This is a genomic window from Pseudomonas sp. DCB_BI (assembly GCF_026240995.1).
Classification (GTDB): domain Bacteria; phylum Pseudomonadota; class Gammaproteobacteria; order Pseudomonadales; family Pseudomonadaceae; genus Aquipseudomonas.
The window spans coordinates 191,695-204,622 of the sequence record NZ_JAPFCG010000009.1 but is presented as its reverse complement, the minus strand read 5'-3'; the positions used below and the strand labels follow the sequence as shown (position 1 = coordinate 204,622).

Genomic DNA, 12,928 nt, shown 5'->3' with positions numbered 1-12,928 from the left:
AGACCATCGAGAGGCGTGCGGCCCCACACGCGGGCAGATGGCACGCAGGAAGCCCGGACTAATAAGATGGCATTGAAATCCCCCGCGTTTCGTAGAAAGTTTCCGTTGCTGGTAACCGGCGGTCTGCTGGCCCTGCAACCTTTGGCCACGTCATACGTGGTAGCAGCCGAACAGTTCGACTGCCAAGTGTCCGCCGCCGGTGGTTGGGACTGCAAGCCCAAGGCTCCAGTCAACAACCTGCCGCCGCGCCCGGTGCACGAGGGTGCTGCTGTCAGCTCCGGCACTGAAGCCGCGAGCGAAGGCGAAACCGCGGACCGGCCAATGCTGGTTACCGAGGCCAAAGGCCGTGCCCTGAAGTCGCGCAGCGAAGACTACAGCCACCTGGACTGGGTTCCGCGTGAAAAGCTCACCGCCGCACAGTTGGCCGAAACCGGCCCGTACTGCGGTGGCGCGTATATCGAGCCAACCCGCCCGGGCATGGCCGACACCACGCCAAAGGACGAGTCGCCGACCTACATCAACGCCAAGGTATCCAAGTACCAGCAGGAGCAGCAGATCGCGACGCTTGCCGGTGACGTGGTGATGCGCCAGGGCAGCATGCAGGCCGAGGCCGACGAGGCCAACCTCTACCAGACCGAGAACCGGGGCGAGCTCAAGGGCAACGTCAAGATCCGTGACAACGGCTCGCTGGTGGTCGGTGACGAGGCACAAATTCAGCTCGACACCGGCGAAGCTCAGGTCGACAACGCCGAATACGTGATGCACAAGTCGCACATCCGCGGCAGCGCCCTGTACGCCAAGCGTGGCGAAAACGCCATCATCCGCCTCAAGGACGGTACGTACACCACTTGCGAACCAGGCAGCAACGCCTGGCAGCTGAAGGGCAACAACATCACGCTGAACCCGGCCACCGGTTTCGGTACTGCGACCAACGTCACGCTGCGGGTCAAGGATTTCCCGGTGTTCTACACACCGTACATCTACTTCCCGATCGACGACCGTCGCCAGTCCGGCTTCCTGCCGCCATCGTTCAGCACCAGCAGCGACACCGGCTTCATGCTGGTCACGCCGTACTACTTCAACCTGGCGCCGAACTATGACGCCACGTTGTACCCTCGCTACATGGCCAAGCGCGGCCTGCTGATGGAAGGCGAGTTCCGCTACCTGACGCCTTCGAGCGAAGGCCAGTTCGGCGGCGCCTACCTGAACGACAAGAACGACGACCGCAAAGACCAGACTGATTACAAAGATCAGCGCTGGATGGTCAACTGGCAGCATAAGGGCGGGCTGAACGAGCGCCTGATGACCGAGGTGGACTACACCGACATCAGCGACCCGTTCTACTTCCAGGACCTGGAATCCGACCAGATCGGTGTTGAGAGCAAGGACCTGCTGAATCAGCAGGGTGCGCTTACATACCGTGGCGAGGGATACACCGCGCGCCTGAACGTGCATGCGTACGAGATGGCCACCATCTCGAAGATCACACCTTATGATCGCCTGCCGCAGATTACCCTGAACGGTAAGCTGCCGTTCGAGCCTGGCGGCTTGAACTTCGGATATGAAACCGAAGCCGTTCGTTTTGAGCGCGACCTGAAGAATGACCTGGTGTTCAACGAGGATGGCCAACCGGATACAACTGCCGGGGTTGTAGTCGATCCTGTAACCGGAGACGTGCTGGGCGGGCGCCGTCTGGACCAGAATATCTTCGGTAACGCCCGCTCCAACGGTACGCGTCTGAACGTCGCGCCTTCCATGAGTCTGCCTATGGAAGCGAGCTACGGCTACATCACGCCGAAGCTGAAGTATATGTACACCCACTATGACCTTGATCTGGATAGTAAGGGTAAGCAAGACCTTATCGATCATCCCGAACGGATCGATCTTTACGGTGACTTCAAGAGCAACCAGAACCGGGATATTCCGATTCTTAGTGTCGACAGTGGCCTGTATTTCGACCGTAACACCTCGTTGTTCGGTACCAACTACCGCCAAACCCTTGAGCCGCGGCTGTTCTACCTCTACGTACCATACAAAGATCAGACCGATATCCCGCTGTTCAGCACGGGCGAAACGGTGTTCAGCTACGACTCGCTGTTCCGCGATAACCGCTTCAGCGGCATCGACCGTATCGGCGACGAGAACAAACTTTCGCTGGGCGTGACAACCCGCTGGATCGAAGAGAATGGCTTCGAGCGACAGAACCTCAGCATCGGCCAGGCCTATTACTTCAAGGATCGCAAAGTCCAGCTGCCGGGTATCGACTACCGCACCCGCACCGACTCGCAGTCCAATGTGTCGCCGTACGCGCTGATGTACAACTACTACTTCAACCGCGACTGGCGCTTCAATTCGAACTACAACTGGGACCCGGACACCCGCAGCCCACGCTCGGGCGCCGCGATGTTCCACTACCAGCCTGAAGACAACCCGAACAAGGTGGTCAACCTCGGTTATCGCTACCGTAACGACACCATCGCCTACGACTCCACGACGGGTACCTGGAAAGTGGGCGGCGGCGACTATGGCACCCCGGGCAGTGCTAACTATGTGAAGGACTACTACAAGATCCAGCAGCATGACTTCTCGGTCATCTGGCCGATCGTTCCGCAGTGGAGCGTCATCGCTCGCTGGCAGCATGACTACAACCGTAACCGCACCCTGGAAGCCATGGGCGGTTTCGAGTACGACAACTGCTGCTGGAAGCTGCGCCTGATCAACCGTTACTGGATCGATTACGACGACTTCAGCCAAGCGCTGCCACAGAACGAAAAAGGCGACCACGGTGTCTTCCTTCAGATCGTCCTGAAAGGCCTCGGTGGCGTAGTTGGCAACAAGGTCGAATCTTTCCTCGACCAAGGCATTCAAGGTTACCGTGAACGTGAAGACCAAGCTTATTGATCGACTGCGCCCGGCGTTGCTGGGCGTTGCAATGCTGAGTGGCGCGGTGCATGCCGCGGTACAACCCCTTGATCGCGTGGTGGCCATCGTCGACAACGACGTGGTCATGCAAAGCCAGCTGGACCAGCGCGTCCATGAGGTGCAGCAAACCATCGCCAAACGCGGCGGCGGCGTGCCGCCGACCAGCGCTCTGGAACAGCAGGTACTGGAACGCCTGATCGTCGAGAACCTGCAGTTGCAGATCGGCGAACGCTCCGGCATCCGCATCACTGACGAAGAGCTGAACCAGGCCATCGGCACCATTGCCCAGCGCAACGGCATGTCGCTGGACCAGTTCCGCGCCGCCCTGGCCCACGACGGGCTGTCGTTCGATGACGCCCGCGAGCAGGTCAAACGCGAGATGATCATCAGCCGCGTGCGCCAGCGCCGCGTCGCCGAACGCATCCAGGTTTCGGAGCAGGAAGTGAAAAACTTCCTCAACTCGGACATGGGCAAGATGCAGATGTCGGAAGAGTATCGCCTGGCCAACATCCTGATCCCGACCCCGGAGGCCGCCAACTCGGAGGCCATCCAGGCCGCTGCACGCCAGGTCGGCGATGTGTACCAGCAGCTCAAGCAAGGCGCGGACTTCGGCCAGATGGCCATTGCCCGTTCCGCCAGCGAAAACGCCCTGGAAGGCGGCGAAATGGGCTGGCGTAAAGCCGGCCAGCTGCCACCGGACTTCGCCAAGATGCTCAGCAGCATGCCGGTGGGTGAAATCACCCAGCCGATCCGCATCCCTAACGGCTTCATCATCCTCAAGCTCGAGGAGAAGCGTGGCGGCAGCGAGAACGTACTGCGTGACGAAGTGCACGTGCGCCACATCCTGATCAAGCCAAGCGAGATCCGCAGCGATGCGGCCACCGAGCAACTGGCCGAGCGCCTGTACGACCGCATCAAGAACGGCGAAGACTTCGGCGAACTGGCGAAGAGCTTCTCGGAAGACCCAGGTTCGGCACTCAACGGCGGCGACCTCAACTGGGTAGACCCGAACAGCCTGGTACCGGAGTTCCGCGAGCAGATGGCCAACGCCCAACAAGGCGTCGTGACCAAACCGTTCAAGACCCAGTACGGCTGGCATGTTCTGGAAGTGCTGGGCCGCCGCGCCACCGACAGCACCGAGCAGGCGCGCGAACAGCAGGCCCTGAGCGTACTGCGCAACCGCAAGTACGACGAAGAGCTGCAAACCTGGCTGCGCCAGATCCGCGACGAAGCCTACGTTGAAATCAAGCTGCCTGGCGCCGACCAGGCCGCCCAGTGAAGCCCCTGCGCTTTGCCGTCACCCCCGGCGAGCCGGCCGGCATAGGTCCCGACCTTTGCTTGCTGCTCGCCGCAGACGCCCAGCCCCACCCCCTGATTGCCATCACCAGCCGTGACCTGCTCGCCGAGCGGGCCACGCAGCTGGGGCTGGCCGTCGACCTGCTGCCGGTCGCGCCGGGCCATTGGCCCGAGCAGCCGGCGCCAGCAGGTAGCCTGTACGTCTGGGATACCCCCCTTGCAGCCCCGGTGACGGCAGGCCAGCTGGACAAGGCCAATGCCGCGTTCGTACTGGAAACCCTCACCCGCGCAGGCAAGGGCTGCCTGGACGGGCACTTCGCCGGGATGATCACCGCTCCGGTACACAAGGGCGTGATCAACGAAAGCGGTATCGCCTTTTCCGGGCATACCGAATTCCTGGCCGAACTGACCCACACCGCGCAAGTGGTGATGATGCTGGCTACCCGTGGCCTGCGCGTGGCCCTGGTGACCACGCACCTGCCACTGCGCGACATTGCCGACGCCATCACTGCCGAGCGCATCGAGCGCGTTACCCGTATCCTGCATGCCGACATGCGCGACAAGTTCGGCATTGCCAGCCCGCGTATCCTGGTGTGCGGCCTCAACCCGCACGCGGGTGAAGGCGGCCACCTGGGCCGCGAAGAAATCGACATCATCGAGCCGACACTGGCCCGCCTGCGCAGCGAAGGCATGGACCTGCACGGGCCGTTGCCGGCCGATACCCTGTTTACCCCCAAATATCTGGAGCACTGCGACGCGGTGCTGGCGATGTACCACGACCAGGGCCTGCCCGTACTCAAGTACAAGGGCTTTGGCGCTGCGGTGAACGTGACCCTGGGCCTGCCGATCATCCGCACCTCGGTTGACCACGGCACCGCCCTGGACCTGGCCGGCAGCGGCAAGGTCGACACCGGCAGCCTGCGCGTCGCGCTGGAAACCGCCTACCAGATGGCCGAGAACCGACCATGAACGAGCAATACCAACACCGGGCGCGCAAGCGCTTCGGCCAGAACTTCCTGCACGACGCCGGCATCATCGACCGCATCCTGCGTGCCATCAACGCCAAGGCTGGCGAGCACCTGCTGGAAATCGGCCCGGGCCAGGGTGCCCTGACCGAGGGCCTGCTGGGCAGCGGCGCACAGCTGGATGTGGTGGAACTGGACAAAGACCTGGTGCCGATCCTGCAGCACAAGTTCGCCGATCGGGGCAACTTCCGCCTGCACCAGGGCGACGCCCTGAAGTTCGACTTCAACCAGCTGGGCGTGCCACCGCGCAGCCTCAAGGTAGTGGGCAACCTGCCCTACAACATTTCTACCCCGCTCATCTTCCACCTGCTCAGCCATGCCGGCTTGATCCGCGACATGCACTTCATGCTGCAGAAGGAAGTGGTCGAACGCATGGCTGCCGGCCCGGGTGGTGGTGACTGGGGGCGCCTGTCGATCATGGTGCAGTACCATTGCCGCGTGGAGCACCTGTTCAACGTTGGCCCGGGTGCCTTCAACCCGCCGCCGAAAGTGGACTCCGCGATCGTGCGCCTGGTACCCCATGAGGTGCTGCCGTTCCCGGCCAAGGACCACCTGCTACTGGAGCGCGTCGTTCGCGAGGCCTTCAACCAGCGTCGCAAGACATTGCGCAATACCCTCAAAGGCCTGCTCGACAGCGCGGCCATCGAGGCAGCCGGCGTGGACGGCAGCCTGCGCCCTGAACAGCTGGACCTCGCCGCTTTCGTGCGCCTGGCCGACCAGCTGGCTGATCAGCAACAATCCTGATCCAGCCTGTACCGACCTGTTAGCGGGCGTGCCCGCTAACAGGCCAGAACATACAACCCAACCCCCAAGTCCCCTCACCGCTGGCCCTCCCCCCTGCCAATGGCCTAGACTGCATTATTGCGTCAGTTCGCCAAGGCCCTTGCATGTCCGACCCCCGCTATCAAATCGACGTCAGCGTCGTGACCCGCTACCTCAAAGAACAATCCGACCCCGAAAACAGTCGTTTCGCGTTCGCCTACACCATCACCGTGCAGAACAACGGCTCGCTCAAGGCGAAGCTGCTGTCGCGCCACTGGCTGATCACCAACGGTGACGGCGAGGTCGAGGAAGTACGCGGTGCCGGCGTAGTCGGCCAGCAGCCCAACATCGACCCCGGCCAGAGCCACACCTACAGCAGCGGCGCAGTCATCAGCACCCGCGTGGGCACCATGCAGGGCAGCTACCAGATGTTCGCCGAAGACGGCAAACGCTTCGACGCCCAGATCGCCCCGTTCCGCCTGGCGGTACCAGGGGCCCTGCACTGATGGCCACCTATGCCGTCGGTGACCTGCAGGGCTGCCTGCAGCCGCTGAAGTGCCTGCTGGAACGCGTCAGCTTCAACCCAGCCGTCGACCGCCTATGGCTGGTCGGCGACCTGGTCAACCGCGGCCCCGAGTCACTGGAAACCCTGCGCTTCCTGTACTCGATCCGCCAGTCGCTGGTCTGCGTGCTGGGCAACCATGACCTGCACCTGCTGGCCGCCTGGCACAACGTCGAGCGCTTGAAGAAAAGCGATACCCTGCGCGAGATCATCGAAGCGCCAGATGCCGACCAGCTGTTCGACTGGCTACGCCAGCAAAAGCTGCTGCATTACGATGAAGCCAGGGGCATTGCCATGTCGCATGCCGGCATCCCGCCGCAGTGGACGCTGGGGCAGGCCCTGAAGCTGGCTGAGGAGGTGGAGCAGGTGCTGCGCGACGATGGTCGCCTGAAGCTCTATCTGGACGGCATGTATGGCAACGAGCCGAACAAGTGGAGCAAGAACCTCACCGGCATCGAGCGCCTGAGGGTCATCACCAACTATTTCACGCGAATGCGCTTCTGTACCGCCGAGGGCAAACTCGACCTCAAGAGCAAAGAAGGCATTGGCACTGCCCCTAAAGGCTACAAGCCCTGGTTTGCCCACAAGGACCGCCGCTCACGCCACGTGAAGATCATCTTCGGCCACTGGGCGGCCTTGGAAGGGCGTGTCCAGCAGCCTGACGTCATTGCCCTGGACACGGGCTGCGTATGGGGCGGCGCCATGACCCTGTACAACGTCGACAGTGGTGAATACCACCGCTGCGACTGCGCCGACGACGGCACCGTCCGCCCACCGGCACAACCCACTACACTGAACGATCAACCCTGAAGAGAGCCGTACCCATGAGCGAATTCAAGCGCATCCCTCCCGAACAGGCACTGGCCCTGCGCGCGCAAGGTGCGGTAGTCGTCGACATTCGCGACCCGCAGGCCTTCGCTGCCGGCCACATCACTGGCGCCCGCCACCTGGATAACCATTCGGTGGCCGACTTCATCCGCAACGCCGACCTCGATGCCCCGACCCTGGTGGTGTGCTACCACGGCAACTCCAGCCAGAGCGCCGCTGCCTACCTGGCAGGCCAAGGCTTCTCTGAGGTGTACAGCGTCGACGGCGGCTTTGAACTGTGGCGCGCCACCTACCCGGCCGAGACCGCCCAGGACAGCGCCGAATAATTTTTTCATTTTTACTGCAGCCCGCGCCCCGTGCGGGCTTGCGCCTTATCAGACGAACGGTCGTTCGTAACTTCTATGCTCCTCGCCCCTTGACCTTGCGGATAACCAACTACGCTTAAGCTCAGGCCATCCAAAAAAGGGGAGAGCCGGTACACCGGCGTGCGGGTCATCGGTAGCGTTACAGGGTGTTCTGGGGGGTATACAGCAACCGGCGAACCCGGTTGCATGCCAGCATCAGCTGACTGATCCGGCGTCGTCTCCACGTATCGAGCGAGGTGACGTCATGAGTATTTTTAGCCACTTCCAACAACGTTTCGAGTCTACGCGCCAGGAAGAACTCTCGCTGCAGGAGTACCTCGAGCTGTGCAAAGAGGATCGCAGTGCCTACGCATCGGCGGCCGAACGGCTGTTGCTGGCCATCGGTGAGCCAGAGCTGATCGACACCTCTACCAACTCCAGGCTGTCGCGCATCTTCTCCAACAAGGTGATTCGCCGCTATCCGGCCTTTGCCGACTTCCATGGCATGGAAGAGTGCATCGACCAGATCGTGTCGTACTTCCGCCACGCCGCCCAAGGTCTGGAAGAGAAGAAACAGATCCTCTACCTGCTGGGCCCGGTAGGCGGCGGCAAGTCGTCGCTGGCCGAAAAACTCAAGCAGCTGATGGAAAAGGTGCCGTTTTATGCGATCAAGGGCTCGCCGGTGTTCGAGTCGCCCTTGGGCTTGTTCAATGCCACCGAAGACGGGGCCATTCTCGAGGAAGAGTACGGCATCTCGCGGCGCTACCTGAATACCATCATGTCGCCCTGGGCCACCAAGCGCCTGCGGGAGTTTGGCGGCGATATCAGCAAATTCAGGGTGGTGAAGCTGTACCCTTCCATCCTCAACCAGATCGCCATCGCCAAAACCGAGCCGGGTGACGAAAACAACCAGGACATCTCGGCGCTGGTCGGCAAGGTGGATATCCGCAAACTCGAGGAATTCCCACAGAACGACGCCGATGCCTACAGCTACTCGGGCGCACTGTGCCGGGCCAACCAGGGCCTGATGGAGTTCGTCGAAATGTTCAAGGCGCCGATCAAGGTCCTGCACCCCCTGCTCACCGCTACCCAGGAAGGTAACTACAACAGCACCGAGGGCCTGGGGGCCATTCCCTATACCGGTATCCTGCTGGCGCACTCCAACGAATCGGAGTGGCACACCTTCCGCAACAACAAGAACAACGAGGCGTTCATCGACCGGATCTACATCGTCAAGGTACCGTACTGCCTGCGCGTCAGCGACGAGATCAAGATCTACGACAAACTGCTGATCAACAGCTCGCTGGCCAAGGCCCACTGCGCGCCGGATACCTTGAAGATGCTGGCTCAGTTCACCGTGCTCTCACGCCTGAAAGAGCCGGAAAACTCCAACATTTACTCGAAAATGCGCGTGTATGACGGGGAGAACCTCAAGGACACCGATCCGAAGGCCAAATCGATCCAGGAGTACCGCGACTCCGCAGGCGTGGACGAGGGCATGAATGGTCTGTCGACCCGCTTCGCCTTCAAGATCCTGTCAAAAGTCTTCAACTTCGACCCGCATGAAGTGGCTGCCAACCCGGTACACCTGCTGTATGTGCTGGAACAGCAGATCGAACAGGAACAGTTCCCGGCCGAGGTCCGCGAGCGCTACCTGCGCTATCTGAAGGAATACCTGGCTCCGCGCTACATCGAGTTCATCGGCAAGGAAATCCAGACTGCCTACCTGGAGTCCTACAGCGAATACGGCCAGAACATCTTCGACCGCTACGTGCTCTACGCCGACTTCTGGATCCAGGACCAGGAATACCGCGACCCGGAAACCGGCGAAATCCTCAACCGCATCGCTCTCAACGAGGAGCTGGAGAAGATCGAGAAACCGGCCGGCATCAGCAACCCGAAAGACTTCCGCAACGAGATCGTCAACTTCGTACTGCGCGCACGCGCCAACAACAACGGCAAGAACCCAAGCTGGCTGAGCTATGAAAAGCTGCGGGTGGTGATCGAGAAGAAAATGTTCTCCAACACCGAAGACCTGCTGCCGGTCATCAGTTTCAACGCCAAGGCCAGCAAAGAGGACCAGAAGAAACACAACGACTTCGTCACCCGGATGGTGGAGCGTGGTTACACCGACAAACAGGTGCGCCTGCTGTCGGAATGGTACCTGCGGGTCAGGAAATCGCAATAAAGCGACAAGCCATACACCGTGCGCCCAGGGCTGCTAGACCAGTCCTGGGCGGCGGCAGCTGCTTTGCTGGCTTTACATGCAGCAGCTCGTAGCTTGAAGCGTGCAGCTGTTCCCAGCTACCGGAGGGACCATGAGCTACGTTATCGACCGACGCCTGAACGGCAAGAACAAGAGCACGGTCAACCGCCAGCGCTTTCTGCGGCGGTACCGCGAACACATCAAGAAGGCCGTCGAAGAGGCGGTCAGCCGCCGTTCCATCATGGACATGGAACACGGCGAGCAGATCAGCATTCCCGGCCGCGATATCGACGAACCGGTGCTGCACCACGGTCGCGGGGGCAAGCAGACCATCGTGCACCCAGGCAACAAAGAGTTCACCGCCGGTGAGCACATCCCGCGGCCGCAAGGCGGTGCTGGTGGCGGTGGCGGCCGTGGCAAGGCCGGCAATTCCGGCGAGGGCATGGATGAATTCGTCTTCCAGATCACCCAGGAAGAGTTTCTTGAATTCATGTTCGAAGACCTCGAACTGCCCAATCTGGTCAAGCGTCACCTGACCGGTGCCGACACCTTCAAGACCGTACGCGCCGGTATCGCCAACGAAGGCAACCCGTCGCGCATCAACATCGTGCGTACCCTGCGCTCGGCTCACGCGCGGCGCATTGCCCTGACCGGCAGCAGCCGCGCCCTGCTGCGCGAGGCGCAGAAGGAACTCGCCCGGCTGAAGGTCGAAGAACCGGATAACTTCACCGACATCCAGGAAGTCGAACAGGAAATTGAACGCCTGAAGGCGCGCATCAACCGCCTGCCCTTCCTGGACACCTTCGACCTCAAGTACAACCTGCTGGTCAAGCAGCCCAACCCCAGTTCGAAGGCAGTGATGTTCTGCCTGATGGACGTGTCCGGCTCGATGACCCAGGCCACCAAGGACATCGCCAAGCGCTTCTTCATCCTGCTGTACCTGTTCCTCAAGCGAAATTACGATCGCATCGAGGTGGTGTTCATTCGCCACCACACCAGTGCCCGTGAAGTCGACGAGGAGGAGTTCTTCTACTCGCGGGAGACCGGCGGCACCATCGTCTCCAGCGCGCTCAAGCTGATGCAGGAGATCATGGCGGAGCGCTACCCGGCCAGCGACTGGAATATCTACGCCGCACAGGCCTCCGACGGCGATAACTGGAACGACGACTCGCCGATCTGCCGCGAGATCCTGTCCAAGCAGATCATGCCGCATGTGCAGTACTACACTTACGTTGAGATCACCCCCCGTGAGCACCAGGCGCTGTGGTATGAGTACGAGCGCATCGGCGAAGCATTCCCCGATACGTTTGCCCAACAGCAGCTGGTATCGGCCGGCGACATCTACCCGGTCTTCCGTGAACTCTTCCAGCGCAGGTTAGCCACATGACCGCCAGAGCACAGAGACGCCAACCCATTTCCACCGGGTCCGAGTGGACGTTCGAACTGATCCAGACCTACGACCGGGAAATCAGCCGCCTGGCCGAACGTTACGCCCTGGACACCTATCCCAACCAGATCGAGGTGATCACGGCCGAGCAGATGATGGATGCCTACGCCTCGGTCGGCATGCCGCTGGGCTACCACCACTGGTCCTATGGCAAGCAGTTTCTCAGCACGGAAAAGTCTTATAGCCGTGGCCAGATGGGCCTGGCCTACGAGATCGTGATCAACTCCGACCCGTGCATCGCCTACCTGATGGAAGAAAACACCATGTGCATGCAGGCACTGGTGATCGCCCACGCCTGTTACGGGCATAACAGCTTCTTCAAAGGCAACTACCTGTTCCGAACCTGGACCGATGCCAGCTCGATCATCGATTACCTGGTGTTCGCCAAGCAGTACATCGCCCAGTGCGAAGAGCGTCACGGCATCGATGCAGTGGAAGACTTGATCGACTCCTGCCACGCGCTGATGAACTACGGTGTCGACCGCTACAAGCGGCCTTATCCGATTTCCGCCGAAGAGGAGCGGCGCCGGCAACAGGAGCGCGAAGAGCACCTTCAGCGGCAGATCAACGACCTGTGGCGAACCATTCCGAAAAGCGCGGAAAAAGGTAACGACCGCGATGAGGGGCGCTTCCCCGCCGAACCGCAGGAAAACATCCTGTACTTCATCGAAAAGAATGCCCCGCTGCTCGAACCTTGGCAGCGCGAGGTGGTGCGCATCGTGCGCAAGATCGCCCAGTACTTCTACCCGCAACGCCAGACCCAGGTGATGAACGAAGGCTGGGCAACGTTCTGGCACTACACCCTGATGAACGACCTGTACGACGAGGGGCTGATCACTGAAGGCTTCATGATGGAGTTCTTGCAGTCGCACACCAGCGTGGTGTTCCAGCCTGGCTTCGACAGTCCCTACTACAGCGGCATCAATCCTTATGCGCTGGGCTTTGCGATGTACACCGACATCCGCCGTATGTGCGAAAACCCCACCGAGGAAGATCGCAACTGGTTCCCCGAGATTGCCGGCAGTGATTGGCTTTCTACCATCAAATTCGCCATGAGCAGCTTCAAGGACGAAAGCTTCATCCTGCAGTACTTGTCGCCCAAGGTGATGCGCGACCTCAAGCTGTTCAGCATCCTCGATGATGACCAGCGTGACGATTTGCTGGTGCCCGCCATTCATGACGAGGCCGGCTACCGGGTGATTCGCGAACAACTGGCAGCGCAGTACAACCTTGGCAACCGTGAACCGAACGTGCAGATCTGGAGCGTCGACCGCCGCGGCGACCGCTCGCTGACCCTGCGCCACCAGCAGCACAATCGCAAACCGCTGGGCGACTCGACCGAGGAGGTGCTCAAGCACCTGCACCGCCTGTGGGGCTTCGATATTCACCTGGAGACCGTGCAAGGCGAGCAGGTAATGAAGACCCACCACATGCCACCACGCGGCGAACACGGCGAAAGTGCCGATTACGGCCGCATGGACCTTGCCGTTATCCACCACCTGTAGCGCAACACCATGACTGCCGACGGGTTATCCT

Annotated in this window: 10 protein-coding genes; all 10 read left to right on the top strand. The window is 61.0% G+C overall.

Annotation, left to right across the window (positions count from 1 at the left end; genetic code table 11):
• The first annotated feature begins 66 nt into the window (after positions 1-66).
• The 10 genes from OO258_RS12315 to OO258_RS12270 all read left to right on the top strand — a co-directional run bounded on the left by OO258_RS12315 (position 67) and on the right by OO258_RS12270 (position 12,897).
• Positions 67-2,901 (top strand): LPS-assembly protein LptD, encoded by a 2,835-nt coding sequence (locus OO258_RS12315; RefSeq protein WP_266030702.1) that lies wholly within the window; start codon positions 67-69, stop codon positions 2,899-2,901.
• A complete protein-coding gene (gene surA / locus OO258_RS12310) occupies positions 2,882-4,201 on the top strand; it encodes a peptidylprolyl isomerase SurA (protein ID WP_110747249.1) in 1,320 nt (439 codons plus the stop codon). Before OO258_RS12315 ends, surA begins: the two co-directional genes overlap by 20 nt.
• Positions 4,198-5,187, top strand: coding sequence for a 4-hydroxythreonine-4-phosphate dehydrogenase PdxA (gene pdxA, locus OO258_RS12305; protein WP_266030699.1), 990 nt, complete (start codon positions 4,198-4,200; stop codon positions 5,185-5,187). The genes surA and pdxA overlap by 4 nt, the downstream gene beginning before the upstream one ends.
• The gene (gene rsmA, locus OO258_RS12300; RefSeq protein WP_266030697.1) at positions 5,184-5,987 is read left to right on the top strand and encodes a 16S rRNA (adenine(1518)-N(6)/adenine(1519)-N(6))-dimethyltransferase RsmA; all 804 of its coding nucleotides are present in this window, start codon (positions 5,184-5,186) and stop codon (positions 5,985-5,987) included. Before pdxA ends, rsmA begins: the two co-directional genes overlap by 4 nt.
• A gap of 143 nt (positions 5,988-6,130) precedes the next feature.
• Complete coding sequence (gene apaG / locus OO258_RS12295) at positions 6,131-6,511, top strand: Co2+/Mg2+ efflux protein ApaG (protein WP_110745848.1); 381 nt, start codon at positions 6,131-6,133, stop codon at positions 6,509-6,511.
• Complete coding sequence (locus OO258_RS12290; RefSeq protein WP_266030696.1) at positions 6,511-7,377, top strand: symmetrical bis(5'-nucleosyl)-tetraphosphatase; 867 nt, start codon at positions 6,511-6,513, stop codon at positions 7,375-7,377. Before apaG ends, OO258_RS12290 begins: the two co-directional genes overlap by 1 nt.
• A gap of 14 nt (positions 7,378-7,391) precedes the next feature.
• On the top strand, positions 7,392-7,721 hold the full coding sequence (glpE, locus tag OO258_RS12285) for a thiosulfate sulfurtransferase GlpE (protein ID WP_110745850.1): 330 nt from the start codon (positions 7,392-7,394) through the stop codon (positions 7,719-7,721).
• A 283-nt stretch (positions 7,722-8,004) separates the two neighbouring features.
• Positions 8,005-9,927, top strand: a complete 1,923-nt coding sequence (locus tag OO258_RS12280; RefSeq protein WP_266030692.1) for a PrkA family serine protein kinase — start codon at positions 8,005-8,007, stop codon at positions 9,925-9,927.
• A gap of 130 nt (positions 9,928-10,057) precedes the next feature.
• Positions 10,058-11,332 carry a YeaH/YhbH family protein gene (locus OO258_RS12275; RefSeq protein WP_266030689.1) on the top strand — a complete coding sequence of 425 codons (1,275 nt, stop codon included), beginning with the start codon at positions 10,058-10,060 and terminating at the stop codon, positions 11,330-11,332.
• Positions 11,329-12,897 carry a SpoVR family protein gene (locus tag OO258_RS12270; RefSeq protein WP_266030688.1) on the top strand — a complete coding sequence of 523 codons (1,569 nt, stop codon included), beginning with the start codon at positions 11,329-11,331 and terminating at the stop codon, positions 12,895-12,897. The genes OO258_RS12275 and OO258_RS12270 overlap by 4 nt, the downstream gene beginning before the upstream one ends.
• The last annotated feature ends 31 nt before the right edge of the window (positions 12,898-12,928 follow it).

Excerpts from the sequence above, each read along its gene's own strand:
- apaG (WP_110745848.1), top strand. The coding sequence starts at position 6,131 with ATGTCCGACCCCCGCTATCAAATCGACGTCAGCGTCGTGACCCGCTAC.
- glpE (WP_110745850.1), top strand. The coding sequence starts at position 7,392 with ATGAGCGAATTCAAGCGCATCCCTCCCGAACAGGCACTGGCCCTGCGC.
- OO258_RS12290 (WP_266030696.1), top strand. The coding sequence starts at position 6,511 with ATGGCCACCTATGCCGTCGGTGACCTGCAGGGCTGCCTGCAGCCGCTG.
- OO258_RS12315 (WP_266030702.1), top strand. The coding sequence starts at position 67 with ATGGCATTGAAATCCCCCGCGTTTCGTAGAAAGTTTCCGTTGCTGGTA.
- OO258_RS12280 (WP_266030692.1), top strand. The coding sequence starts at position 8,005 with ATGAGTATTTTTAGCCACTTCCAACAACGTTTCGAGTCTACGCGCCAG.
- OO258_RS12270 (WP_266030688.1), top strand. The coding sequence starts at position 11,329 with ATGACCGCCAGAGCACAGAGACGCCAACCCATTTCCACCGGGTCCGAG.
- rsmA (WP_266030697.1), top strand. The coding sequence starts at position 5,184 with ATGAACGAGCAATACCAACACCGGGCGCGCAAGCGCTTCGGCCAGAAC.
- OO258_RS12275 (WP_266030689.1), top strand. The coding sequence starts at position 10,058 with ATGAGCTACGTTATCGACCGACGCCTGAACGGCAAGAACAAGAGCACG.